Annotated in this window: 22 protein-coding genes; 8 read left to right on the top strand and 14 right to left on the bottom strand. The window is 64.8% G+C overall.

The window, feature by feature from the left end; translation table 11 throughout:
• The first annotated feature begins 110 nt into the window (after positions 1 to 110).
• Complete coding sequence (locus tag CLV78_RS10270) at positions 111 to 1,061, top strand: L-threonylcarbamoyladenylate synthase (protein ID WP_106204716.1); 951 nt, start codon at positions 111 to 113, stop codon at positions 1,059 to 1,061.
• Here the strand turns inward: CLV78_RS10270 and CLV78_RS10265 are convergent.
• Positions 1,058 to 1,633, bottom strand: coding sequence for a YqgE/AlgH family protein (locus CLV78_RS10265; RefSeq protein ID WP_245924936.1), 576 nt, complete (start codon positions 1,631 to 1,633; stop codon positions 1,058 to 1,060). The genes CLV78_RS10270 and CLV78_RS10265 overlap by 4 nt on opposite strands.
• Positions 1,634 to 1,747: 114 nt before the next feature.
• Between CLV78_RS10265 and CLV78_RS10260 the strand changes: the two genes are divergently transcribed.
• Positions 1,748 to 2,566, top strand: a complete 819-nt coding sequence (locus CLV78_RS10260; RefSeq protein WP_245924927.1) for a protein-disulfide reductase DsbD domain-containing protein — start codon at positions 1,748 to 1,750, stop codon at positions 2,564 to 2,566.
• A gap of 16 nt (positions 2,567 to 2,582) precedes the next feature.
• On the opposite strand, the gene CLV78_RS10255 is transcribed toward CLV78_RS10260, so the two are convergent.
• From CLV78_RS10255 to CLV78_RS10240, 4 genes are all read right to left on the bottom strand, one after another.
• Positions 2,583 to 5,993: an efflux RND transporter permease subunit gene (locus CLV78_RS10255; protein WP_106204900.1), complete on the bottom strand. Its 3,411-nt coding sequence runs from the start codon at positions 5,991 to 5,993 to the stop codon at positions 2,583 to 2,585.
• A 9-nt stretch (positions 5,994 to 6,002) separates the two neighbouring features.
• Positions 6,003 to 7,493: an efflux RND transporter periplasmic adaptor subunit gene (locus CLV78_RS10250; protein WP_106204714.1), complete on the bottom strand. Its 1,491-nt coding sequence runs from the start codon at positions 7,491 to 7,493 to the stop codon at positions 6,003 to 6,005.
• A 150-nt stretch (positions 7,494 to 7,643) separates the two neighbouring features.
• On the bottom strand, positions 7,644 to 8,186 hold the full coding sequence (gene moaB / locus CLV78_RS10245) for a molybdenum cofactor biosynthesis protein B (protein ID WP_106204713.1): 543 nt from the start codon (positions 8,184 to 8,186) through the stop codon (positions 7,644 to 7,646).
• 49 nt (positions 8,187 to 8,235) lie between these two features.
• Positions 8,236 to 9,063 carry a uracil-DNA glycosylase gene (locus CLV78_RS10240; protein ID WP_106204712.1) on the bottom strand — a complete coding sequence of 276 codons (828 nt, stop codon included), beginning with the start codon at positions 9,061 to 9,063 and terminating at the stop codon, positions 8,236 to 8,238.
• Between the two features lie 159 nt (positions 9,064 to 9,222).
• On the opposite strand from CLV78_RS10240, the gene CLV78_RS10235 reads away from it, so the two are divergent.
• The 5 genes from CLV78_RS10235 (at position 9,223) to plsY (ending at position 13,199) form a co-directional block, all read left to right on the top strand.
• Positions 9,223 to 10,173: an aspartate carbamoyltransferase catalytic subunit gene (locus CLV78_RS10235; protein ID WP_106204711.1), complete on the top strand. Its 951-nt coding sequence runs from the start codon at positions 9,223 to 9,225 to the stop codon at positions 10,171 to 10,173.
• A complete protein-coding gene (locus CLV78_RS10230) occupies positions 10,166 to 10,594 on the top strand; it encodes a hypothetical protein (protein WP_106204710.1) in 429 nt (142 codons plus the stop codon). The genes CLV78_RS10235 and CLV78_RS10230 overlap by 8 nt, the downstream gene beginning before the upstream one ends.
• On the top strand, positions 10,591 to 11,136 hold the full coding sequence (locus tag CLV78_RS10225) for an aspartate carbamoyltransferase catalytic subunit (RefSeq protein ID WP_106204709.1): 546 nt from the start codon (positions 10,591 to 10,593) through the stop codon (positions 11,134 to 11,136). Before CLV78_RS10230 ends, CLV78_RS10225 begins: the two co-directional genes overlap by 4 nt.
• Positions 11,133 to 12,404 carry a dihydroorotase gene (pyrC, locus tag CLV78_RS10220; RefSeq protein ID WP_106204708.1) on the top strand — a complete coding sequence of 424 codons (1,272 nt, stop codon included), beginning with the start codon at positions 11,133 to 11,135 and terminating at the stop codon, positions 12,402 to 12,404. The genes CLV78_RS10225 and pyrC overlap by 4 nt, the downstream gene beginning before the upstream one ends.
• Before the next feature lie 186 nt (positions 12,405 to 12,590).
• Entirely contained in the window at positions 12,591 to 13,199 is a 609-nt protein-coding gene (gene plsY / locus CLV78_RS10215; protein ID WP_106204707.1) for a glycerol-3-phosphate 1-O-acyltransferase PlsY, read from the top strand.
• Positions 13,200 to 13,225: 26 nt separating this feature from the next.
• Here plsY and CLV78_RS10210 read toward each other — a convergent pair whose 3' ends face one another.
• The 3 genes from CLV78_RS10210 to CLV78_RS10200 are packed head-to-tail and all read right to left on the bottom strand — an operon-like array spanning position 13,226 to position 16,623.
• Positions 13,226 to 14,698 carry a carboxypeptidase M32 gene (locus CLV78_RS10210; RefSeq protein WP_106204706.1) on the bottom strand — a complete coding sequence of 491 codons (1,473 nt, stop codon included), beginning with the start codon at positions 14,696 to 14,698 and terminating at the stop codon, positions 13,226 to 13,228.
• Between the two features lie 4 nt (positions 14,699 to 14,702).
• Positions 14,703 to 15,857, bottom strand: a complete 1,155-nt coding sequence (gene ctaA, locus CLV78_RS10205) for a heme A synthase (RefSeq protein WP_106204705.1) — start codon at positions 15,855 to 15,857, stop codon at positions 14,703 to 14,705.
• A 4-nt stretch (positions 15,858 to 15,861) separates the two neighbouring features.
• Complete coding sequence (locus CLV78_RS10200; protein WP_106204704.1) at positions 15,862 to 16,623, bottom strand: RNA methyltransferase; 762 nt, start codon at positions 16,621 to 16,623, stop codon at positions 15,862 to 15,864.
• A gap of 131 nt (positions 16,624 to 16,754) precedes the next feature.
• Between CLV78_RS10200 and CLV78_RS10195 the strand changes: the two genes are divergently transcribed.
• The gene (locus tag CLV78_RS10195; RefSeq protein WP_106204703.1) at positions 16,755 to 17,372 is read left to right on the top strand and encodes a thiamine phosphate synthase; all 618 of its coding nucleotides are present in this window, start codon (positions 16,755 to 16,757) and stop codon (positions 17,370 to 17,372) included.
• Positions 17,373 to 17,471: 99 nt separating this feature from the next.
• On the opposite strand, the gene CLV78_RS10190 is transcribed toward CLV78_RS10195, so the two are convergent.
• The 6 genes from CLV78_RS10190 to lspA form a co-directional block, all read right to left on the bottom strand.
• Entirely contained in the window at positions 17,472 to 18,701 is a 1,230-nt protein-coding gene (locus CLV78_RS10190) for a DNA recombination protein RmuC (RefSeq protein ID WP_106204702.1), read from the bottom strand.
• Positions 18,698 to 20,608, bottom strand: a complete 1,911-nt coding sequence (mutL, locus tag CLV78_RS10185; protein WP_106204701.1) for a DNA mismatch repair endonuclease MutL — start codon at positions 20,606 to 20,608, stop codon at positions 18,698 to 18,700. Before mutL ends, CLV78_RS10190 begins: the two co-directional genes overlap by 4 nt.
• 98 nt (positions 20,609 to 20,706) lie before the next feature.
• Complete coding sequence (locus CLV78_RS10180; protein WP_170111662.1) at positions 20,707 to 22,011, bottom strand: M16 family metallopeptidase; 1,305 nt, start codon at positions 22,009 to 22,011, stop codon at positions 20,707 to 20,709.
• 5 nt (positions 22,012 to 22,016) lie between these two features.
• The gene (locus CLV78_RS10175; protein WP_106204699.1) at positions 22,017 to 23,366 is read right to left on the bottom strand and encodes a M16 family metallopeptidase; all 1,350 of its coding nucleotides are present in this window, start codon (positions 23,364 to 23,366) and stop codon (positions 22,017 to 22,019) included.
• An 86-nt stretch (positions 23,367 to 23,452) separates the two neighbouring features.
• Positions 23,453 to 23,989, bottom strand: coding sequence for a DUF3035 domain-containing protein (locus tag CLV78_RS10170; RefSeq protein ID WP_106204698.1), 537 nt, complete (start codon positions 23,987 to 23,989; stop codon positions 23,453 to 23,455).
• 52 nt (positions 23,990 to 24,041) lie between these two features.
• Positions 24,042 to 24,524, bottom strand: a complete 483-nt coding sequence (lspA, locus tag CLV78_RS10165; RefSeq protein WP_106204697.1) for a signal peptidase II — start codon at positions 24,522 to 24,524, stop codon at positions 24,042 to 24,044.

The raw sequence follows: 24,524 nt of genomic DNA, 5'->3' as shown, positions 1-24,524 counted from the left end.
AACATGCGGCCTTGGCAGGGCGGTGCCCAAGGCGTATCACCCTTGGTTCAAAAGGAAGTCTAACGCCTGCACAACAGCGGCACAAAACGGACGCAGCGTCACGAGGTTTCATGCCCCCTGTAACCGAACGTCTCGAAGCAGATCTGGCGGGTCTTGCACGTGCCCGCACACTCCTTGGCGCCGGGGAACTCGTGGCCTTCCCGACAGAGACGGTCTATGGCCTCGGCGCCGATGCGCGGCAGGGAGCTGCGGTGGCGCGAATCTTCGAAGCCAAGGGCCGGCCTCGTTTCAATCCGCTCATCGTGCACGTGGCCGACCTCGATACGGCGGAACGCCACGGGGTGTTCGGGACCGATGCGATGGCGCTGGCCGATGCCTTCTGGCCCGGCCCCCTGACCCTGGTGGTGCCGCTGCGAGAAGACTCCGGGCTCTCGCCATTGGTGTCGGCCGGTTTGGAAACGGTGGGCATTCGGGTTCCGGGCGGTGGTGTCGCGCAGGAACTGCTTCGCCTCTTCGACGGGCCGGTGGCGGCGCCGTCGGCCAATATCTCCGGAAAGGTCAGCCCGACCCGCGCGGAACATGTCCTCGATGGGCTCGATGGTCGAATTGCAGCGATTCTGGATGGGGGACCGGCGGAGGTCGGCGTGGAATCCACGATCATCGGTTGTTTCGACCATCCCCGGATGCTGCGCCCGGGTGGCTTGCCGGCCGAGGCGATCGAAGCTGCGCTGGGCCGCCCGCTCGCCCACGCGCCGGTTGGCGATACGCCCAATGCCCCGGGGCAACTCGCGTCCCACTACGCCCCCGGCGCGCCGGTACGGCTCAACGTGGACAGCCCAGAGCCCGGAGAACGGCTGCTTGGCTTCGGTCACGTGCATGGGGCGGCGTTGAACCTGTCGCCCGGCGGAGACCTCGTTGAGGCGGCGGCCAACCTGTTCGACCATTTGCGGCGGATGGATGCCAGAGGGGATGCCCCCATAGCTGTCTCACCGATCCCGGACCATGGGCTCGGGCGCGCGATCAACGACCGCCTGACCCGTGCCGCCGCGCCACGCCCCTAGGCGCGCCCGGCGCTGGCACTGAGCGTCAGCGGATCGATTCCGAGCGTCGCCAGCGCCATTTCCCATTTCTGGGAATTGTCCGCCTCGAAGACGATTTCGTGACTGGCCTCGGCCGTCAGCCAGCCGTTGTGAGCGATCTCGCCCTCCAGCTGTCCGGGGGCCCAACCCGAGTATCCGAGCGCGAGCAGGGCCTTCTTCGGACCGCGCCGAAAGGCCATGTCTTCAAGGATCTGAAGTGTCGCCGTCATGCTGAAGTGATCGTCCACCCGCAAGGTCGTGTCCTCGATCTCGTATTCGGAGGAATGCAGTACGAACCCCCGCCCGTGTTCGACCGGGCCGCCGACGTGGATCTCCGTCGGCAGGTCCGGCTCGCTCATTGGGATTTCAAGCTGCTCCAGCAGGTCGTCGAACATCAGGTCCACGGCCGGCTGGTTCACGATCAACCCCATGGCGCCATCTTCGGAATGGGCACACATGAAGATCACCGACTTGTCAAATCGGGGATCGCTCATGCCGGGCATGGCAATGAGGAGTTTACCGGAGAGATCCATGAGAGATTCGGAGCGTGTCATCGCGGGAACAATGCGGTGCAGCGCTGCACCACACAAGAGTACGTGAGCGCGCAGGTGAGGAGGTTCGCCATTATGTGATTTCCCATGTTGCGGGGGCTGCGTATTGTCGCGCTCATGATCCGTTTTTCACGACTTCTGCTGGCTGCGGCCATGATTGCCGGCACTGTTTCGCCATTCTCCGCCAAGGCCGGCGGGGCACCTCAGGACGTCGTGCAGGCGAAGATCCTCGGTGGATGGGTGACAGAGAACGGCACCCGAATGGCGGCGCTGCACCTGCGACTGCTGCCGGGGTGGAAGACATACTGGCGCGCACCGGGTGATTCCGGCATCCCGCCGAGCTTCAGTTGGAAGGGTTCGAAGAACCTTGGCGGGGTGCAGTACCACTGGCCGAGCCCGGAGGTGTTCACCACTTATGGTATGCGCAGCATCGGCTACAAGGACGAGCTTGTCCTGCCGATCGAGTTGCACCCTCGTCACCCGGGCCAGCCGATTGTCATTCGGGGCAGGATGGACCTCGGTGTGTGTGAGACGATCTGTATGCCCGCACATCTGACCTTCAAGGCAGAGCTGTCGGGCCTTGGGGCATCCGATCCGACGATCCATGATGCGCTCGCGCAGCGTCCGGTGCCAGGGTCGCGTGCAGGGGTCTCCTCCGTGGATTGCGAGCTTGAACCAATCTCTGACGGGCTGGCGCTTCAGGCGACCATCCGAATGCCACGTCTTCAGGGCGAGGAAGTCGCGCTCGTAGAAGCCGGCGATCCGCATATCTGGGTGTCGGAACCCGATGCGCACCGCGCCGGCAATGCGCTTCGTGTCACCGCCGACCTTGTTCCGCCGACCGGGCGGCCGATGGCGCTCGATCGCAGCGCGCTCCGGTTCACGGTCATCGGCGCCAACCACGCGGTCGATATTCAGGGCTGCACCACGAACTGATCGCGGGAACAGCCTGTCAGGGGGTGTCGACCCTCCGTCTCGGCCCGGCAATCCGCAGTGCCACAGCGCCGAGGACGAAGGCCGCGACCCCGATTGCCAGCGATGCTGCGGCAAACAGCCCGAAAGCCATGAACAGGGACACGTCCCCCAAGGATAGCGACGAGGCTAGCGGTGCCCAGACCTCCCCGGTCGCGAGGACCGCACCCATCGTGGCCAGGAACGCGGCAAGTGTGGCGACCGCCGCGAGGATGGTCATCGCGGCGACACCACCTGTCCGCCCGGGATTTCGTATGGCGCGGCGGAAGGCTTCGAACTGCCGGTGGATATCGTGCTGCATGGCAAGCAGTGCAGGCACGATCAACAGCACCAACACGACCCCGAAGCCGAGGCCATAAACCAGCGTGATCACCGTCGGTTTCAGGAACTGCGCCTGTCGCGACGGCTCGTACAGCAGCGGCGCGAGGCCGATGACCGTGGTAAGCGTGGTCAGGAGAACCGGCCGCAGGCGATCCGCTGCCGCATCGACAATCGACGGGAAAAGCCCCCTGTCGCGCGAATACTCGTCCACGGTCGTCACCAGCACGATGGAATCGTTGATGATGATGCCGGACATGCCGATGATCCCGATCACCGTGAACATGGACAGTGGCAAGCCCCAGGCCGCGTGACCATAGATCGTCCCGATCAGGCCGAAGGGGATCACCGCCATGATCAACAGCGGCCGGAACCAGCTTGAGAAAACCCAGGCGAGCGTCAGGTAGATGCCAAGCATGCAAAAGCTGTAGCCGACCAGCGCGTCGTTCAGGAAATCCTGCTCCTGCTCGGCGAGCCCGGACAGGCGGGAGGCGACTCCGTACTCGGCCTCGATCTCCGGCAGGACCTCGTTGCGCAGGATCTGGGTGATTTCCTCGGCCCGCGCTGCGTCATCGTCGGCGATGTCCCCGGTGACGCTGACCACGCGGATGCCGTTCTCCCGGTTGATCATTGAGAAGCCGTTGCGCCGTTCCACCTCCACGATATCCGCCAGCGGCACGTAGTCGCCAGCGGGGGTGCGCAGCTTCGTGCGGTTCATGAAATCGGCGGTCAGCTCGCCTTCGGGCAGTTCGACCCGGATCTCCGCGCTGCGCGGTCCCAGAGGATAGGTCGCGGCTTCGATCCCGTTCAGGCGATTGCGCAGCACTCGGCCCAGTTCGTCGATGGTAAAACCAAGCGACTGACCCTGCGGGGTAAGTTCGAGGATGAGTTCCTCCTTGTCATAGGACAGGGTGTCCTCGACGGCGGAGACCTCGCCGAACTGAGCAACGCGGTCCTTGAGCGCTTCGGCTGCAGCCTTGAGTTGTGCCGAACTGGCGCCGAAAAACTGGACATCCAGCGCGTCGCCGCCCGGGCCGGAGCGCCAGCCCCGGAAGCTGATGGTTTCAACCAAAGGGTGCCTTGCGACACTGTCTTGCAGGTCGCCGACAAACTGGAAACTCGAATAGGGGCGCAGGTCCGGGTCGATCAGCTCGACGGCGATGGATCCGAGCTGGTCGGCGTCCTTCGATTCCGTCCCGGACAGACCGCGCCCGGTGTTGCCGCCAACCTCGGCCAGCACGTAGGTCACGGGGTTCGTGCCATACTCAGCCTCGTATTTCTGGCCAAGTGCCTCCACCGCTGCCTGCATCGCCCGCATTTGCGCTATCGTGTCGTCCCGCGTCGCGCCGGGGGCCATCGCGAAATTGCCTGACACAGACCCTTCTTCGGGCGCCGAGAAGAACCGCCACTGCACGTCGCCGCGCACCAGCAGCACGACCTGGCTGGCGAGGATCACCATGAGCACGGCGACGACGGGGTAGCGCGCCCAGATCACGACCCCCATCAGGCGGCGGAAAATGGTGGTTCGGAACCACGTGAAGCCTCTGTTCACCATGCGTGACGGCCAGTCGTACCATGCCTCCTTCGACGTTGCGGCGTGCAGAGAATGGGCGAGGTGGTTGGGCAGGATCAGGAAACACTCCACCAGCGAAGCCAACAGCACGACGATCACGGTAAACGGGATGTCGGCGATCAGGTTGCCGAACCTTCCCCCGATAACGGTCAGGCCAAAGAAGGCGATGACCGTGGTGATGGTGGCGGAAAAGACGGGGCCCGTCATGCGCCGCGCCGCGTTCTCTGCGGCTTCGACCGGGGGCTCGCCCAGCCGTCGGACCCGGAAATCTGCATGCTCTCCCACGACGATGGCGTCATCGACGATAATGCCGAGGGTGATCAGCAAAGCGAACATGGAGATCATGTTTAGCGTCAGCCCTGCCGCCCACATGAACCCGATTGCGGTCAGCAATGCGACCGGGATCCCCGCCGCGACCCAGAGCGCCGTGCGCGCATTGAGGAACAGGAAAAGCAGCCCGACCACGAGCGCCAGCCCCATGAGGGCATTCTCTATCAGGACGTTCAGGCGGCCCGAGATCGCCTCTGACCGGGTGCGGATCAGTTCGATGGTCACGCCGGCGGGAAGGCCCGCCATGACATCCGCGGCCACGCGCTCCACCGTGTCCTGGATTTCCAGCGCATCGCCCTGCGCGGACCGGTCGACACGAATGGACATTGCCGGGTTCAGCCCGACAAAATACCCTCGGTCCCGGTCCGCCCCCTCGACACGGATCGTCGCGATATCGCCGATTGTCAGCCGCGAGCCGTCTGGGTTCGAACGCAAGGTGATACCGGATATCTCGTCGGCGGATCGCTTTTCCACGCCGGTACGAACCCGCGCATTGGCTCCGCTCACGTCACCGGCCGGATCGGCCGCCACCTCGCCCGCAATCGCCTCTGATATCTCGGCCATGGTCACGTCGTTGCGCACCAGCGCAAGCGTCGGCACCTCGACCACGACCTGCGGCGCCGCGAGGCCGCGAATCGTCGTGCGTGTCACGCCTTCGGTAAAGAGCCGGGCGACGAACTCGTCGGTGAACCGTCCCAGAAGATCGACGCCCACGGGGCCGGATATCACCACGTCGGACACCCTGTCCCGCCAGACGGACCGGCGCACGACGGGGTCGTCGGCGTCGTCGGGCAGGGTGGTGATCGTATCGACAGCCTGTTGCACGTCTTCGGTGGCGCGTGACATGTCGTAGTCCGGCTCGAACTCCAGTGAAATCCGTGCGGTTCCCTCGCGCGAGGTGGAGCTTGAGCTTTCGACTCCGTCCACCGCGAGGAGGGTCGGCGCCATCAGTTCGACGATTGCCGTGTCGACATCATCCGCCCCGGCACCATCCCAGTTGACGGTCACCGTGACCGTGTCGAGCACAACGTCGGGGAAGTACTGCGCCCGCATCTGGGGGAAGGCATAGAAGCCGAATGCGATGAGCACCACCAGCAGCAGGTTGGCCGCCGTCTTGTGGCGGGTGAAATAGGAGAGCAGCCCCTGCGCACCATTTATCCGTCTGGGCATGGCCATGGATCAGCCCCCCATCCGGCTTTCGATCCGCTCGACCATGCTGGCCGGGACCCGGTCCTGCCGGAGGCGTGACAGGATGCGTTCCTTGGCATCGGCGGGCATGCGCGTGTTGCCCTCCACGGCCGCGATCAGCGCCGCACGACGTTCATCGGTCAGTTCCACCGTCTCGTCTTCGCCCATGGGTTGCGGCGTGGTGGCGTCGGTCCCCGCCATCTCTGGGGCCCGATCGGCCGAGAGGTCCTTTACGCGGATCCCCGGCCCGATGAGCGGTGTGCGTTCGGCAACGATGCGGGCGCCGGCAATGTCGTCGGCGCGAACGATCACGTCGTCGCCCTGGCGCCGCAAAAGGCTGACTTCGGCAACTTCCAATCGGCTGTCCTCGCCGATCACAAGTACGGTGTTCGCGGCATCGAGCGCTGTCGCTGGCAGGCGGACCACCCCGCGCAGTTCCGGCTCCTCGATGGACACCGAAACAAAGTCGCCGGGACGGAAGCCTGCGAACTGGTCGAGGCGGGCGAAGAGTTGTCGCCCGGTCTGTCCCTCGCCGACGAGGGCGTTCACGCGCGTGATACGCCCCGTGGCCTCCAGGTCCAGTTCCAGCACGTCCAGCGTCACCCGGACCGGCGCACCGATGAGGTCACCGGCATCGTCCAGAAGCCGCGCATATTGCGTGGTGGACAGCCGAAACGCGACCTCCAGCGCGGTGGGATCGATCAGGGCACCGAGGCGTTCGTTCTGCGACACCAGCCCGCCCTCGACCACGGTGACATCGGATAGGGTGCCGTTGAAGGTCGCGCGAACCTCGTGATCTTCCAGATCGCGCAGGGCAACAGCCAGCGCGAGTTTCTCGCGGTTCAGGCGGCTCTTTGCCTGCCCGACCCGTGTCTCGGCCGCAGCCTCGGACATGCGACGGCCGACGACGGCCTGTTTGGCGCTGGCTTCGGCCAGGGCGGCGGTTTCGACCGCAGCCTCCGTGCCCACTCCGCGTGCTGCAAGGTCGCGCTGGCGCTGCAAGGCCTGTGTGCGCAGGTCGGCCTGCGCCTGGGTAGCGGCGAGTTCATCCCGCACCAGCGCAAGGTTGCGCTCCGCATCCGCCAGTTCGGTTTCGGCTTCCTCAAGGTCGGTTCGCGCCACTTCAACCGCGGATTCGGCGTCCTTGGGGTCGACCAGTGCCAGCAGCGCACCGGCTTCCACCTGCGCACCGCTTTCAAAGTTCTCGCTCAACTGGACAATGCGCCCGCCTGTGCCGGCGCGGATTTCGAGCGAGCGGCGGCTTTGGATCTCTCCGAAGGTCGATATGACCGGGATCACGGACCCGGGTTGCGCCTCGACCGAGTTGACCGAAATGATACGTTCCCGCGCGGGGCGCTGTCGGCTCTCCCGGTTGGCGCGCTCTTCCAGGGCGTCGAAAAAGACCCCGCCTGCATATGCAAGCAGCCCCAACGTGAGGGATAGAAGAAACAGCCCAGTGAGAGACCGTCGGAGAAACAGCATGGCTCAGCCTTCAGATGTGACGCCCGTTCGCTATGGCCTGCCGAGTCTAGTCTGGGAAGGCCGATCGGCAAAGCCACGGTGTTGTTACGTGGCAGCCCGCCATTCTGGTCGGTTTTTTCTGCCAGATCCGCCAAAAAGCCTGAAGCATGGTCACTTGCGGCGCTTGTGCTCGTCGAGCCGTGGAAAGATCTCCACGAAGTTGCAGGGCATGTGGCGATAGTCGAGTTGCGGTTCCAGGATCTCGTCCCAGCCGTCCTTGCAGGCGCCTGTACTGCCCGGGAGCGCAAAGAGATAAGTCCCGCCGGAAACGCCTCCGCAGGCGCGGGACTGCACCGCCGAGGTGCCTATTTTCTTGACGGATACCATGGTGAAGAACGTGCCGAAGGCGTCGATCTCCTTCTCATATACATCGCGATGCGCCTCGACTGTCACATCCCGGCCGGTCAGGCCGGTGCCCCCGGTGGAGATCACTACATCGATGGCCGGGTCGGCGCACCAGGCCCGCAAGCGGTCCGCGATCTCGCTGCGTTCGTCCTTGACGATTGCGCGGTCGGCAAGGATGTGGCCCGCCGCTTCCAATCGCGCCACCAGCGTGTCGCCGGAACGGTCTTCGGCAAGGCTGCGGCTGTCGGAAACGGTCAGGATGGCGATGCGAACGGGAATGAACGTGCGCTCTGAGGCGGGGCTGTGCATGTCTGTCGGCTTTCGGTTTGGCAAGTCGGTATCGGAAAGGTGTTGGGGCTCATCCGGCGGCTCTGTCGTTGCGCAGGCGGGATTGCAGGTCGAGCAGATCCGCCCAGGCCTCCCGCTTGGCGGACGGGTTCCGCAGCAGGTAGGCGGGGTGGAACATGGGCAGTGCAGGCAAGCCGTAGGCCTCTGTCCAATTGCCACGAAGCCGGGTGATCCCGCGCCGCCCCAGCCCGGCCTGACAGGATATGTTGCCCATCAGAACAAGCAGGTCGGGCTGCACCAGCGACACGTGCCGCTCCACGAAGGGCTTGAGCATGGCGATCTCTTCGGGCTTCGGGTCGCGGTTCTGCGGTGGGCGCCACGGCAACACGTTGGTGATGTAGACCCATTTCCCGGCATCTGTCGCCTCTCGCGACAGGTCGATGGCAGCAAGCATCCGGTCGAGCAACTGCCCGGCACGGCCGACGAAGGGGCGGCCCTGAATATCCTCGTCCCGGCCCGGGGCTTCGCCGATGATCATCACCCGCGCGTTAGGGTTTCCGTCCGAGAAAACCAGCGAGCGCGCGCCCTTCTTCAGGTCGCAATGCTCGAACCCGGCCATCGCGTCGCGCAGGTCTTCGAGCGATCCGGCGCTCTCGGCTAGGGCGCGTGCTTCGGCCACGGGATCCACTTTCGGGGCGATGACCGGCGCAGGCGGTGTCTTCTTCAGCGGGAAGGGGTCGTTGTGGCGCGCTTCGGCAGCGGCACGCTTGCGATCTTCCTGTTCGCGGCTCTGTGCGTAGCGGTCCACGGGCGCCTCGCCGATTGCCTCGTCCACGCCCAGCCCGATCTGGAAATCGAGCGCGGCGAAGGCATCGTAGGGAGTGAGGTCCTGGTCCATGCCTCGTTGCTATCCCATCGGGCGGCCATCGGGAAGTGGCCGGAGTGGTGTGGCTTTGCCAGCGGTCGCCCGGGGCGCCTTGGGTCGCAGGAGGGCAGCAGGCCGCGTTGCCGGTGCCGACGGCTCTGTTATAAGCGGCGCAGCATATCGGAGGGGCCCATGACATTCCGCGCCAGACATCTTCTGGGTATCGAAACGCTACACCCCATCGAGATCACGAGTGTTCTGGATCTCGCCGATGAATACGTGGCGCTGAACCGGGCCTCGGTGAAGCATTCCGATACCCTCGCCGGGCTCACCCAGATCAACATGTTCTTCGAGAACTCCACCCGGACGCAGGCCAGTTTCGAACTGGCGGGCAAGCGGCTCGGGGCGGATGTGATGAACATGCAGATGCAGGCGAGTTCGATCAAGAAGGGCGAAACGCTGATCGACACCGCCCTGACCCTGAACGCGATGCATCCCGACCTCCTGGTTGTGCGACACCCGCATTCGGGCGCTGTCGACCTGTTGGCGCAGAAGGTGAATTGTGCGGTTCTGAACGCAGGCGACGGCAGGCATGAGCACCCGACACAGGCGCTGCTCGATGCGCTGACGATCCGCCGGGCCAAGGGGCGCCTGCACCGCCTGAACATCGCGATATGTGGCGACATTGCCCATTCGCGCGTTGCGCGTTCGAACATCCTGCTGCTGGGCAAGATGGAGAACAGGGTGCGGCTGGTCGGCCCGCCGACGCTGGTTCCCTCGGGGGCGGCCGATTGGGGTGTGGAGGTCTATGACGACATGGCAGAGGGGCTCGCCGATTGCGACGTCGTGATGATGCTGCGGCTCCAGAAAGAGCGGATGGATGGCGGCTTCATCCCCTCGGAGCGGGAGTACTATCACCGGTTCGGGCTGGATGCGGCGAAGCTGGCGCATGCGAAGGAGGATGCGATCGTCATGCATCCCGGTCCGATGAACCGGGGTGTGGAGATCGACGGGACCATCGCCGATGACATCAACCGCTCGGTGATTCAGGAGCAAGTTGAAATGGGCGTGGCCGTGCGCATGGCCGCGATGGATCTGCTGGCTCGCAACTTGCGCGCGGCGCGGGAGGCTGGCGATGACTGAGGACGGGGTTGTGGCCGAGGTGGACCGCGTGATCCGGAGCTGGCAGCCGGATCGCCGGATTTACATTCGGGACCATGTTCTTATGGCTGTAGCGCTCTCCGTGCTGGCGACGCTGGTTCTCTTTCTGCTGGGGAATCCTGACTTCTGGGTCGGTGCCGTGGGCGCCTGCCTCGCCATTGCCGTGCGCGGAGGCTACCTGGCGTCCGAGGAACTCGGGCTGCGCTGGGACCTGAGCGCCCGTGCGATCACCGCCACATCGGGCCGGAGCGTTGCGCTGCGCGATCTCGACAAGGTGCGCACCCTCGGGAGCGCGGTGCAGCTGATTACGCGGGACGGCAACAAGCAGTTGATCCGCTACATGGCCGATCCTGCCGAGGTTCAGCGCCGTATCGCCGAAACCGCAGGGGTGAGCGAGCGATGAGTGACGCACCGCCGGGATGGGATGGGCTGCTCGACGACGGGGAGGAGATCCTGTGGCAGGGGCGGCCCTCGGGGCAGGTGTCCTTCCGCGGACTGGAACCCGGAAACGTGCTCACGGGGCTTGTGATGTTCGGGTTCGCGGTGTTCTGGATTTCGGGGGCTATGCGGGCCTCTATCGGGGACGGCAACATTTTCGGGATTATCTTCCCGCTGTTCGGACTGCCCTTCCTGTGGGTGGGATTCGACAAGGCCGGCGGCAAGGTCCTGATCGATGCCTATCGACGCAAACGGAGCTGGTACACACTGACCAACCGGCGTGCATTCATCGCGACGGAAATCCTCGGCCAGCGCGACCGGAACTCCTGGCCGATCCATGCCGGGACCGTGCTCGACTTGGAGGATGGCGCGCTTCAGAGCATCCGCTTCGCCGACAGGCGAAAGACTGCCCGAGGCCAGAACCGCATCGGTTTCGAACTCATTCCAGACGGTCGTGAGGTGTTGGGCCTCATGCGCCAGATCCAGAACCACAGGGGGGCTTCATGAGCGACCTGACACTGACAAATGCCCGCCTGATCGATCCCGAGGCCGGGACAGAGACGCTTGGCACCCTCACGGTCAAGAACGGTTTGATTGCCTCGGTCGTGGCAGGGGATACGCGGGCGGAGGGCGCGCTGGATTGCGGCGGCAAGGTGCTGGCGCCCGGGATTGTCGACATCGGGGTGAAAATCTGTGAGCCGGGCGAGCGGCACAAGGAAAGCTTCCGCACCGCCGGCATGGCCGCTGCGGCCGGTGGCGTGACCACGATGGTGACACGCGCCGATACCCTGCCGGCGATCGATACACCCGAAACACTGGAGTTCGTGACGCGGCGGGCATCCGAGGACAGCCCGGTCCGGATCGCACCCATGGCTGCGCTGACGAAGCAGCGCGCAGGCCGGGAGATGGTGGAGATCGGCTTTCTCCAGGATGCCGGTGCCGTGGCGTTTTCCGACGGTGATACCGTGACCACCGATACCAAGGTCCTGTCGCGCGCATTCACATACACCCGATCGATGGGGGCTCTGGTGATTGCGCACCCGCAGGAGCCAGGGTTGTCGAAGGGAGGCGCTGTGACTTCGGGCAAGTTCGCTTCGCTGAAGGGCCTTCCGGCCGTGTCGCCAATGGCGGAACGAATGGGGCTCGACCGCGATATCGCCCTGGTCGAGATGACCGGGGTGAAATACCACGCCGACCAGATCACCACGCGCAGGGCGCTACCCGCGCTGGAGCGGGCGAAACGCAATGGGTTCGACGTGACGGCGGGCACCTCGATCCACCATCTGACGCTGAACCTGCTGGATGTCGGCGACTACCGGACGTTCTTCAAGGTCAAGCCTCCCCTGCGGTCGGAGACGGACCGGCTGGCGGTGGTGGAGGCCGTCAGTGCGGGGGTGATCGACACGATCTCCTCCATGCATACGCCACAGGACGAGGAGAGCAAACGGCTGCCTTTCGAGGAGGCGGCTTCGGGCGCCGTGGGGCTGGAGACGTTCCTGCCTGCTGCGCTGCGGCTTTACCACGCGGGATTGCTGAGCCTTCCGCAGCTCTTCCGGGCCATGGCGCTGAACCCCTCCAGACGGCTCGGGTTGCCGGGTGGGCGGCTGGAGGTCGGAGCGCCAGCGGATCTTGTGCTCTTCGATCCGGATGCGCCCTTCGTACTGGATCGGTTTGCCTTGAGGTCGAAGTCGAAGAACACGCCGTTCGACGGGCAGCGGATGGAAGGCAAGGTGATCGGGACCTGGGTTGGCGGGAAACGTGTCTTCGAACGCTGAACGGGGGCGGGGGCTCCCGCCGCCTCATGTTGCGCTGGCGCGCAACCTCGGCGTTGGGGGTGGCCGCCCTCCGGGCGGCAAGTCGATCCTGCCATGGGCGACCCGCCCCCAGCCTGAGGTCGGTTGCACGTGGACTTTCGCCCCTCCGGCGGGGATATTCAGGCACAGAAACAGACAGGGAATGCCATGCCTCCGTTCGACTCCGGTGCGATGCCGCTGATTGTTGTTGCCGCGCTGGCCTATCTGCTGGGCTCGGTGCCATTCGGGATCGTGATGGCGCGCGTATTTGGGCTTGGCGACCTTCGTGCCATCGGCTCGGGCAACATCGGCGCAACAAACGTCCTGCGCACGGGCAACAAGCTCGCGGCCTTCCTGACGCTGGTACTGGATGCTGCCAAGGGCGGTGCCGCGGTGTTGATCGCGCGCGCCGTGCTGGGCGAGGATGCAGCACAGGTTGCGGGTTTCTTCGCCTTCCTTGGGCACCTGTTTCCCGTGTGGCTTGGGTTCAAGGGCGGCAAGGGGGTCGCGACGTTTCTGGGTGTCCTGTTGGCACTGGACTGGCGTGTCGGTTTGGCGTGCTGTGCAACATGGCTGGTGGTCGCGCTGGTGGGGCGGATCTCGTCACTGGCGGCGTTGGTCGCGGCGGCTTCGGGCGCACTCTGGGCGCTGGTCCTCGGGCGCGCGGACCTGGTGGTTCTTGCCATTGCGCTGGCGCTGCTGGTCTATGTCCGGCACGCGACCAACATCCGTCGGTTGATGCGCGGAGAAGAACCGCGCATCGGGGCCGGAAAGTAGGGGCAGTCCAACATCCCCGGCGCAGATCAGAGGTTGTAGAGGTCGCTGAATTTCTCTTCGAGGTAGGTCAGTAGCGGATCGACGGAGATCGGCTTGCCGGTGGCCTTCTCGATCACTTCGCGCGGCCGATACAACGCGCCATGGGTCTGGATCTTCGCCCTGAGCCAGTCCGTGGCAGGGCTTGCGTCGCCGCGCGCAAGGGCGGTTTCCCATTCCGGCACGTCTGCCTTCAGCGCCTCGAAGAGGCAGCCCGCATAGACATTGCCCAGCGAATAGGTGGGGAAATAGCCGAAGAGGCCCACGGGCCAATGCACATCCTGCAGGACCCCGTTCGAGGCCTTGTCGACCGCGACACCGAAATCGGCCTTGAAGCGCGCGTTCCAGGCATCTTCGAGGTCGGCCACCTCGAGATCCCCCCGGATCAGCGCCTGTTCGAGGTCGAACCGCAACAGGATGTGGAGGTTGTAGTGAACCTCGTCCGCCTCGGTCCGGATGTAGCCCGGGTTCACCGCGTTGACGGCGGCGTAGAAGGAATCCGGCCCGTCGAGCCCCATGTCGCCGAAGGCAGACTGGCAGCGACCGTGCAGCCAGCCCGTAAAGGCGCGGCCGCGGCCGAGTTGGTTCTCGTAGATCCGGCTCTGGCTTTCATGAACGCCCATCGAGACACCTTCGCCGAGCGGGGTAAGCAGGTATTCTGCGCTCACGTTCTGTTCGTAACAGCCGTGGCCGACCTCGTGGATCGTCGAATAGAAGCAACCGAAGGGTTCGTCTGGAGAGGTCCGGGTGGTGATACGGCTGTCCTGACCCTGGCCAGAGGTGAACGGATGCACCGCCTTGTCGAGCCGTCCGAAATCGAAATCGTAGCCGAAGGCGCGGGCACACGCTTCTGCCAGCTCCATCTGGAGAGGCTCGTTGAACGGGCCGTGGACGGCGGGTGCGGTCGTTTCGCTTCCGAGGATCTTCTCACGCAGGGCTACGAGACGCGGACGCATGGCTGCGAACATCCCGGTGAGGTTGGCGGCGCTCTCGCCCGGCTCGTAGTCGTCGAGCAGCGCATCGTAGCGATCGTCACCTTGCGCGAGCGCGTCCGCCTCCTGCCGGCGCAGGTTCAGGACCTCGCCCAACGTTGGCGCGAAGGCAGCGAAATCATCGCGGGCGCGGGCCTCTGCCCAGATCCCCTGGCTGAGGGAGGTTACCCTCGCGATTTCCGCCGACAGGTCGGCGGGCACCTTGGTTGCACGCTCATGGGAACGGCGGATCTGGTAAACCTGCGCATCCGCTACCGCATCCTTCGGAGTCACTTCGGCCAGCCATTCGGCGACCTGCGGGTCCGTGCGGCGGGCGTGCAGCACCTTTTCCAGCGCCGCGAGTTCCTCTGCCCGCTGGGGCGCGGCGCCCCGTGGCATCACCGTTTCCTGATCCCAGTTGAGCCGGCCGAGCACTTGTTTCAGCGCAACGGTTTCGCGCGTGTGGGACATCAGCTTTTTATAGGCGTTCATAGGGTCAGAGGCCTTCTCGTACGGAGCTTGTGATCGGGTAGCCGGAAAGGAATCGGGCGCGCAGGATGAGAGCCCAGAGCAGAACCGCCGTCAGCTGGTGCGTGATTGCGACATGCCATTGCGCCTGCGTCAGCACGGCGGCAATGCCAATGACCACCTGGCCGAAGGTGAAAACCAGCATCCAGTCAAAGGCGCGTCGCGTGCGCGGATGCGTGGACCTGCGGGCGCGGATCCAGGTGAAGACCGCCAGCGCGAACACAAGGTAGCCAACAATGCGGTGCATGAATTGCACGAGGCCCGCATCTTCGAAGAAGTTTCGCCAGACGGGCATGATCGTGAACGGATCCGGCGGGAAGAAGCTGGAGCCCATCAGCGGCCAGGTCGGAAAGGCGCGGCCGGCATCGATGCCGGCAACAAGCGCGCCGAGCAGGATCTGAAGGAAGGTCAGATGCAATAGACCGGTGGAGAGGCCAAAGAGGCCGCCTTCCTTGGCGCGACGCGCCTGCATGAGATCCCGCTCCGGTCGTCCGAGAAGGCAGATATACCAAGTCAGGAGCCCGAGAATGACAAAGGCCAGGCCGAGATGGATGGCAAGCCGGTAGGAGGCAACATCAAGCATCTCGCCCTGCAGCCCGCTCGACACCATCCACCAGCCGACGGCACCCTGCACGCCACCCAAGGCCCCTGGAAGCACGAGGCGCCCCGTCCATCCCGTGGGGACCTTCCCAAGCAGGAGAAAGGCGCCGAGGCCGACGGCCCAGACGAGGCCGATCACCCGCCCGAGTTGCCGATGCCCCCATTCCCACCAGTAGATCGTCTTGAACTCCTCGATCGTCATGCCGACGTTCTGAAGCTGGTATTCGGGGATCTGCTGGTATTTTTCGAACTCGGCGGTCCAGGACTCCTCCGTCATCGGCGGGATCGCCCCGGTGACAGGAGCCCATTCGGTGATCGACAGGCCGGAATCGGTAAGACGGGTCAGGCCGCCGACCACGATCATCGCAACGACCATGGCGAAGAGCACCATGAGCCACGCCCGGATGGCCCCCCGCGCGCCCGAGGAAGCGCGATCGATCAGGCCGGGCTGAACGGCCTGCGGCTGGCGTTCCTGCGGCGTTTCCTCGCTTACCTCTTCGAAGATGCTGCGTTTGGCGGCCATCTGGTCACTCCTCTGGCGGCTGGTCGGGGGCACCGGATGTCGAGGACCCCGGCGCGGTCACGGTGCGGGTCAATTGCCGCAGCATGCCGTGGAAGGTCTGGACGTCCGAGCGGGTCAGCGCAAGACGCGAGAGCATGTTGCGGACCGCGAGTTTCATGTGCGGGGCCTTGGTCGGCGGGAAGAAGAAGCCTGCCGCGTCGAGGCGCTGCTCGAAATGGTTGCCAAGGGCCTCGACCTCGATGGCGGTAGCGCGTTCGATCTCCGGCGCCTCGATGGGGTCCATGGTCTGCCGCTGCCACTCGTAGGCCGTCAGCAACACGCATTGGGCAAGGTTGAGGGAGAAGAACTCCGGGTTCACCGGCACAGTGATGATCGCATGGGCCCGCGACACGTCTTCGTTCTCCAGGCCGGCGCGTTCCGGGCCGAACAGGATGCCGACGCGGCCCCCGGCCTCGGTCACGGCACGAGCCTCCGCCATCGCTTGTTCGGGCGTCAGCACGGGCTTGGTCAGGCCACGAACCCGAGCGGTGGTGGCATAAACATGGGTGCAATCTGCGATCGCATCGGGAACGGTTTCATACAGGCCGGCCTCGTCGAGCAGTCGACCGGCGCCGCTGGCCAGTGCCACGGCGCGCGGGTTGGGCCAGCCGTCCCGCGGGTCCACCAGCCGCATTCGGTCCAGCCCGAAGTTCCACATCGCCCGTGCGGCACCGCCGATGTTCTCTCCCATCTGGGAGCGGACGAGGATGAAGGCGGGCTGCTGCATGTTGGCTCCTGGACGGGCATGTCTTTCGGCCCTGATACGCCGGGCTGGCGGAGCCTTCAAGGAGCCATGGTACAAGGGGAAAAAGCGGAGTATACCGGCCCGAACCACGACAAGAAACGCCGGAGGGAAGAATGGCCGACGTCGAGCACCCGCAGATTTACCTGATCACCCCTCCAGAATTCGAACTCTCCACTTACCCCGACAGCCTTGCCCGCACCTTGGACTCGCGGGAGATCGCCTGCGTGCGGCTGAGCCTTGCCAGCCGCGACGAGGATCGGATTGCCCGCGCCGCCGACGCGTGCCGGGCCGTCTGCCACGCGCGGGACGTGGCGATCGTGATCGACTCGCATCTGCTGATGGTGGAGCGGCTGGGGCTGGACGGGGTGCACCTGGACGGCGCGCGCGGTGTGCGCGAGGCACGCAAGGCGCTGGGTGAGGATGCGGTCGTGGGAACCTTCTGCGGCACTTCCAGGCACGAAGGGATGAACGCGGGAGAGGCTGGATCCGACTACGCCGCCTTCGGGCCTGTCGGGGCGACGGCGCTGGGCGACGGGTCGGTGGCAGAGCGGGAGCTTTTTGCCTGGTGGACAGAAATGATCGAACTGCCCGTGGTGGCAGAAGGGGGCCTGACGCCGGAACTGGTGGAATCGCTTGCCCCTGTCACGGACTTCTTTGGCGTGGGAGAGGAGATCTGGTCCGGTGCGGATCCTGTGGCTGCGCTCGCCGAGTTGTTGGCCCCGATGACCTGAGAACGGAGCGCTCCCGCCCGTCGTTGGCGCAGCACGCTGCGCCGCCTCCCGTTGGGCCGGGCACCTGCGGTGGGCCTTTTCCCCTGAGGGGATCGAGGGCTACTCGCCCGGCGACGGCACGCCATTGGGCGGATCCTGTCGCAGAATGCGGACAGGGTCGCGCCCTGTCTCATCAGGCGTGGGAACCGAGGGCACCGCATCGCCGGCCACTTCCTCAAAGTCGAAATTGTCCAGTCGACGAGCCCTTTTGCCGGCCTTCTCCGCGCTGATCCGGATTTCTCCGATATCCTTTGCCGCCTGCGAAAAGTGCTTGTCGAGGTTGCCCACCCGGGTCTCCAGCCGCTCGACATCGGCGTGCAGCAGTCCGAGTTCGCGTCGGATTGCACCAGCCTGCTCCCGCATTCTCGCATCCTTCAGAACCGCCCGCATGGTGTTCAGGGTCGCCATGCAGGTCGTGGGCGAGACGATCCAGACCCGTGCGGCGAACCCCTCCCGGACGAGTTCGGGAAAATTCGCGTGCAACTCCGCGTAGACCGCTTCCGACGGCAGAAACATCAGCGCGCCATCCGCCGTCTCTCCCTCGATAATATACTTGGAGGTGATCGCCTTGATATGGGCTTTCACGGCGACGCGCATGGCCTTGGCTGCCTCGTTCAACTCCCACTGGGTGTCGGCGTTTCGCAGCGCTTCGTAGGCCTCCAGGGGAAATTTGCTGTCGATGACGATCGGGCCGGGCGGGTTCGGCAACCGGATCAGGCAATCGGCCCGCTTTCCGTTCGACAGTGTCGCCTGCCACTCGAAGCCGTCACTGGGCAGGGCCTTTGACACGATGTCCCGGAGTTGGATTTCTCCGAAAGCGCCCCGCGTCTGCTTGTTCGACAGGATGTCTTGCAGGCTCAGCACATCCCCGGAGAGTTTCTCTATCTTCGCCTGTGCCCGGTCGATGGTCTCCAGGCGCTGCTGCAACTCGCCCAGCGACCGTGCTGTGCGGCTTGAACTGCCTTGCAGGCTCTCGCCCATCCGGTTGGTGACCTCGGCAAGGCGTGTCTCCATCAATTGCAAGACCTGTGCCTGGCTCTTCGCCGCCGCCTCCGACACGTGGGTCAGCCCCCCGGCCAGCTGCTGTTGCCCGTCGGACAACGTCTGAACCCTCGACGTCAGCGCGGACATCTGCGCCATCATCGGCGCGCTCAACCGTGCCGCCGCTCCGGCCCGCCGCACGGCCATGACAAGCAACCCCACCAGAAGTACGGCAACCGCTCCGCCGACTAACGCGGCCAAGACCATGGGGTCGGAAAGATCAATGACACTATCGCCGAACTGGATCATGTGCGCCCGAACAGCCTTTCGATATCGGAGAGTTTCAACTCCACGTATGTGGGGCGCCCGTGGTTGCACTGGCCGGAATGGGGCGTCGCCTCCATCTCGCGGAGGAGCGCGTTCATTTCCTCGGCGCGCATTCGCCGCCCGGAGCGGATCGAACCATGGCAGGCAACGCGGCTCAGAACGGCGTCGATCCGTGCGCCGAGGGTCGTGGTTTCTCCAAGGTCCGCGATCTCGTCGAGGATGTCGTGCAGCATGGCGTGCGCGTTGATTTCGCCGAGGACGGCAGGGGTCTCGCGCACGGCAATCGCACCGCCACCGAAGGGCTCGATGGTCAGCCCAAGGCGTTTCAGGTCCTCCGCCACGGCCATCAGGCGGGCTGCGTCGCCCTCGCTCATCTCCACGATTTCGGGGATCAGGAGCGCCTGCGCCGCGACCCCGTGTTCGGCGGCCTGTCGCTTGAGTTTCTCGTAGACCAATCGCTCGTGGGCGGCATGCTGGTCCACGATGACCATGCCATCCGACGTTTGCGCGACGATGTAGTTTTCGTGGACTTGCGCCCGTGCCGCCCCGAGGGGCAGGGCAGAGGTGTCGTCAGCGGCTACGTCGGATTCGAGGACGTCTTCGACCCTCGCCGATGGGGCAGCGGTCTCCGCGAAGCCGGAGGGCGCATAGGAAACCTGCGAGGGCGCGTATGTGCCAGGTGTATCGTTCGACAGCGGCGCCTGACCGGTATAGGCGGCCCCAAGAGCGCCACGGCTCGGCCGATCCATCTGATAAACCCGTGCCGGTCCCGTGGGCTCGGGCCGGAACGCCCCGAGGGTCGCGCCGGCAACCGTCGTCGATGCGCGGTGGCCTGCCTCTGCCAGCGCGTGGCGCAGCCCGGACACGATGAGCCCGCGCGCCGTGCCTGGTTCCCGAAACCGCACTTCCGCCTTGGCGGGATGGACGTTGACATCGACAAGCTGCGGGTCGCAATCGATGAACAGGGCTGCGGCCGGGTGGCGGTCCCGGCTCAGGAAATCCATGTAGGCAGCCCGCAGCGCACCGTACAGCAACTTGTCCCGCACCGGGCGGCCGTTGACGAAAAGGTACTGCGCCACGGACGACCCACGCGAATAGGTCGGAAGTGCGGCAAACCCCGTCAGCCGCAAGCCATCGCGTTCCGTGTCCACGGCAATTGCGTTCTCACCGAATTCCGCACCCAGCACCCGTGCCAACCGGCCCCGTAGCGCATCGAAAAGGTCTCCGGTTTCGGCGTCGGCGCGGAAGGTGATCCGTCCTTCGCCGCCATTCGACACATCGCGAAGGGTAAAGCACACTGCAGGTTCCGCCATCGCCAGCCGTTTGATCACGTCGCCAACGGCCTGCGATTCCGCCCGGTCGGAGCGCATGAATTTCAGTCGCGCAGGCGTGGCGAAGAACAGGTCCCGCAGTTCGACCACCGTGCCGCGTGTCAGGGCGGCGGGCGTGACGCTGCCCATGTCACCGCCCGTGACCGAAACCTTCGCTGCCTCCGCATGCCCCCTTGCGCGGCTGGTGACGGTGAGGCGCCCAACCGCTCCGAGCGACGCCAGCGCCTCCCCGCGGAAGCCGAAGGAGCGGATCTCCAGCAGGTCGGATCCGTCGATCTTGGAGGTGGCGTGGCGGGCCAGCGCCAGCGGAAGATCCTCGGGCGCGATGCCACAACCGTCATCGGTGATCCGGATCAGTGTCTTGCCCCCGTCGGCGATCTCGATCCCGATCCGCGTCGCGCCGGCGTCCAGGGCGTTCTCCACCAACTCCTTGACGGCCGAGGCGGGCCGCTCCACGACCTCGCCGGCCGCGATCCGGTTTATGACCGTCTCGTCAAGTTGCCGGATTACGGGAGCCTGTGGATAATTCGGGCTCATGTTGGGGTGCATCGTAGCCATGCCACAAGGGGTAGCATGGCCCGCGGGATTCGGAAACCGGCTTGAGTGGCACAGTGCGGCTTTTCAGAGAGGCCGCCGGGCGCCCCCTCCGATCTCTTTCAATTGGTGGCGTCGAGCCCCTCAGGCTGGCCAACCACGACGAAATGGAGCTGATCCGGATCAATCAACTCGGCCGCCACACGGCGGATATCCTCAACCGTCACCGCGTTCACCTTGTCGTTGCGCGTGATGATGTATTCCGGCGTCAGGTCCTGCATCTGCATCCCGACGAGGATATTGGCGATCGGTCCGTTGCCATCAAAACGAAGTGGATAGGCGCCGGTGAGGAAGGTCTTTGCCCGCTCCAGTTCCTCCTCCGTCACGCCTTCGGTGGCGAGCCGTTCCCATTCGGCCTGCACGACCTCGATGGTTTCGCCAACACGCGTGTTGACCGTGGAGACGCTGCCCATGAGCGCTTCGCCATAGAACATCGGGTAGAGGTAGACACCGATCCCATAGGTCAGCCCGCGCTTTTCCCGGACCTCTTCCATGAGCCGGGAAGAGAACCCGCCACCGCCAAGGATGTGGGTCATGACAAAGGCGGGGAAGAAATCGGGGTCGTGCCGGGTCAACCCGCGCTGGCCAAAGGTCACCACCGATTGCGGGGTCGGGTAGTCGACAACGGTCACGCCACCATCGACAGCGATATCCACATGCTGCGGCATCGGCGCGCCCTCATCCGGAAGCACGCCCAGAAGGCTGTCGAGCAGGTTCCCGAGTTCTTCCGCGGTGATGTCGCCCACCGCGCCAACATAGACTCTGTCACGCGCCAGGATGCGGTCCTTGGCGGCAACAAGGTCGTCACGGGTCAGCGCCGAGACACTTTCGATCGTGCCATCGAGCGCGGAGCCGTAGGGGTGGTCACCATAGGCCATGGTGTTGAAAGTCTGCGCGGAGATCGCATTCGGATCCTTGGCGTCCGACTCGATGCTGGCAATAACCTGTGCCCGGACCCGCTCCACGGCGGCTTCGTCGAAACGCGGTTCGACGAGTGCTTTTCGAAGAAGCTCCATCGCATCATCGCGGTTTTCTGTCAGCACCTTGGCCGAAATCGCGACCATGTCGTCCCAAGCGCGAAACCGGAACTCCGCGGCCAGACCCTCGAGTGCAATGGAGAAGGCCTGCGAATCCATGTCCGCCGCACCTTCTTCCAGCAAGGCGGTCATCAGGTTGATCGACCCGCGCTTTCCCTCGGCGTCAAGGCTGGTTCCGCCCTTGAACCGCAGTTCGAGCGCAACGAAGGGGATCGAGTGTTCCTCGACCAGCCAGGCGTCGATCCCGCCGGGGCTGGTGACTTCCTTGATGTCGATCTCGGCCCGGGCGGGCAGGCTCAGAACGACCGCCATCGCTGTGGCGAGGATCAGGCGGATCATTGGGTCATCTCCTCGGCAGGGGCCTGGGGTTTCTGGAGGAAGCCGGTCACGGCGCGGCGCTTGTCGAACAAGCGTTCGGCGGCCGACATCACGTCCTCTGGAGTCACGGCCTGGAGGATCTCCGGCCAGGCTTGCACGTCCTCGACCGTGAGGCCGCTCGTCAGCGCCTCTCCGTAGGCGCGGGCAAGACCCTGGATGCTGTCCTTCTTGTAGATCTCGCTCGCACGGATCTGCATCTTCAGCCGCTCGAACTGAGCCATGTCCACGCCCTCTTCGAGGAAGCGCGCGATCATGCGGTCCATGTCGGCCTCTGCCTCGGCAAGGCTGCGCCCCGGGACCGGCATCACGAGGACGTTGAAGCTGGTGTCATCAAGGGACACGCCATCGTAGAAGGACGTGGTGTAGAGCGCGGATTGCTCCTCGATCTGCAAGACCCGTCCCATGAGCGAGGTCGTTCCCGAGCCGCCAAGAAGCTGGGACAGGAAGACCAGCGCCGCAGCCTCTTTCTGCGCGCCGGCGTCGCGTTCCGGCGCTAGGTAGCTGCGCATCACGTATGGCTGGGAGACGCGCGCGTCCTCGAAGGTGAGCCGGCGTTCGGACAATTGCGGCGGTTCCTGCGGGCGGGCGCGCTCAGGAAGGTCCGGGTTCGCCGGGATCGGGCCGAAATGGGTCTCTGCCATCCGGCGGACGTCATCGGGCGCCACGTCGCCAGCGACGATCAGGATCGCGTTGTTGGGAGCGTAGTACAGGTCGTAGAACGCCAGCGCATCCTCCTGGCTCAGATCTTCCATCTCGTGCCGCCAGCCGATGATGGGAATGCCGTAAGGATGGTTCATGTACTGCGCCGCGGTGGTCTGCTCCCGGAACAGGCTACCGGGGCTGTTCTCGATACGCTGGTTGCGTTCCTCCAGGATCACATCCCGTTCTGGCAGGACTTCGTCCTCGGAGAGGATCAGGTTGACCATCCGGTCTGCCTCCATCTCCATCATCAGGTCCAGCCGGTCGGCGGCGACGCGCTGGAAATATCCTGTGTAGTCCTGGCTGGTGAAGGCATTGTCCGACCCACCATTGGCCTCGACAATGGCGGAAAACTCGCCGGGCTCCAGAGTCTCGGTGCCCTTGAACATCAGGTGTTCGAGAAAATGCGCGATCCCGGAGACGCCGGGGGGCTCGTCGGCAGCACCCACGCGGTACCACACCATGTTGACGGCGACCGGGGCGCGGTGATCCTCGATCACGACCACGTCCATGCCGTTGTCGAGCGAAAAGGTCGTGACCTCCTCCGCCTGTGCGGGCAGTGCCACACAAAGTGCGAAAGCGACAGCCGAACCGATTTGACGGAACATCCGGGACTCCTTGTAGAGCGCAATAGGCGTCAACATACGACCCAGGGCGCGCCGTTCAAGCGACCCTACGAGGATGTGAGGGGTCGTCAGTCGACTTCGGGGTCGGAGGGGGCAGCCGGCGTCGGCAGGCCGCGCGCACGATAGTACCAAAGTGCGCCGTGCTGATCGATTGCCTGACGTTCATACGCGGAATAATAGGTCGGAACCTGGAAAAGACGCTCCAGCGCCCGCCCGCGATTGCGCTTGCGGTACTCCAGATCCTCCAGCGCCAGGTTGGCACGCACGTTCTGCTCGACACCATATCGTGTCGTGTGCCGGATCAGGCCGGAATCGGCCACGATCTTGCCATCGCGGACGACACGGGCAGGATTGCCGCCAAGCGCCGCAATGGCCTCCGCCTCCGGATTCACGTCCGTGCGGTTGCCGCCAAGCGGGTTCGGCGCCGGAAGGTCGTTGTAGTTCGGAGGGGTCTCGATCGGTTTGTTCGGCAGGATGGCGAATTCATCCGGCGTGGTCATGCCCCGCTGAATGTGCATCATGCTGGGGTCGCCGCGCGAACAGGCAGCCACCAGTGCAACCAGCGCAAGCATGATGCCCGCCCTTGCCACTTTTGCTGCCCGCATTACTGCCTCCTGAACCGTCTTTGCGTCTGTGTATCGCAACCCGCAGGCCGCGTCACGAGGCGTTTTCGCCTCTGCGCCCCTCGCCGCCGAAGAAGACAAGCCCCATCGCGCCGGCGAAAATGAAGACGTCGGCGAGGTTGAAGACATAGGGGTTGTCGATGCCGCAGCATGACATGTTGAGGAAATCCAGAACCCCGGGATAGATCAGCCGGTCGAAGGCATTGCCCAAGGCGCCGCCGATTACGAGGCCGGCGGAGATGTACTCGATCCCGGCATTGTAGTTCCGGCGCGCCCAGTACCAAAGCATCAGGCACAGCACGATAGAGAGCGCGATCAGGATCCAACGCTGTCCTGCGGCGCTGTCGGCAAACAGCCCGAAGTTGACGCCTGTGTTCATTCCCTTGCGCAGCACCAGGTAGGGAGGCAGGACGTCAATGACCTCCTCCGTCACCAGGTTCATCGTGTAAAACACGAAGTTCTTGGTGAACTGGTCCAGCAGAAACGCCAGGCCGGCCGATATCCAGAGCAGCCGCAT

Origin of the sequence: Aliiruegeria haliotis (assembly GCF_003003255.1) — a bacterium.
Lineage (GTDB): Bacteria > Pseudomonadota > Alphaproteobacteria > Rhodobacterales > Rhodobacteraceae > Tropicimonas > Tropicimonas haliotis.
This window is presented reverse-complemented; position numbering and strand designations above follow the sequence as displayed.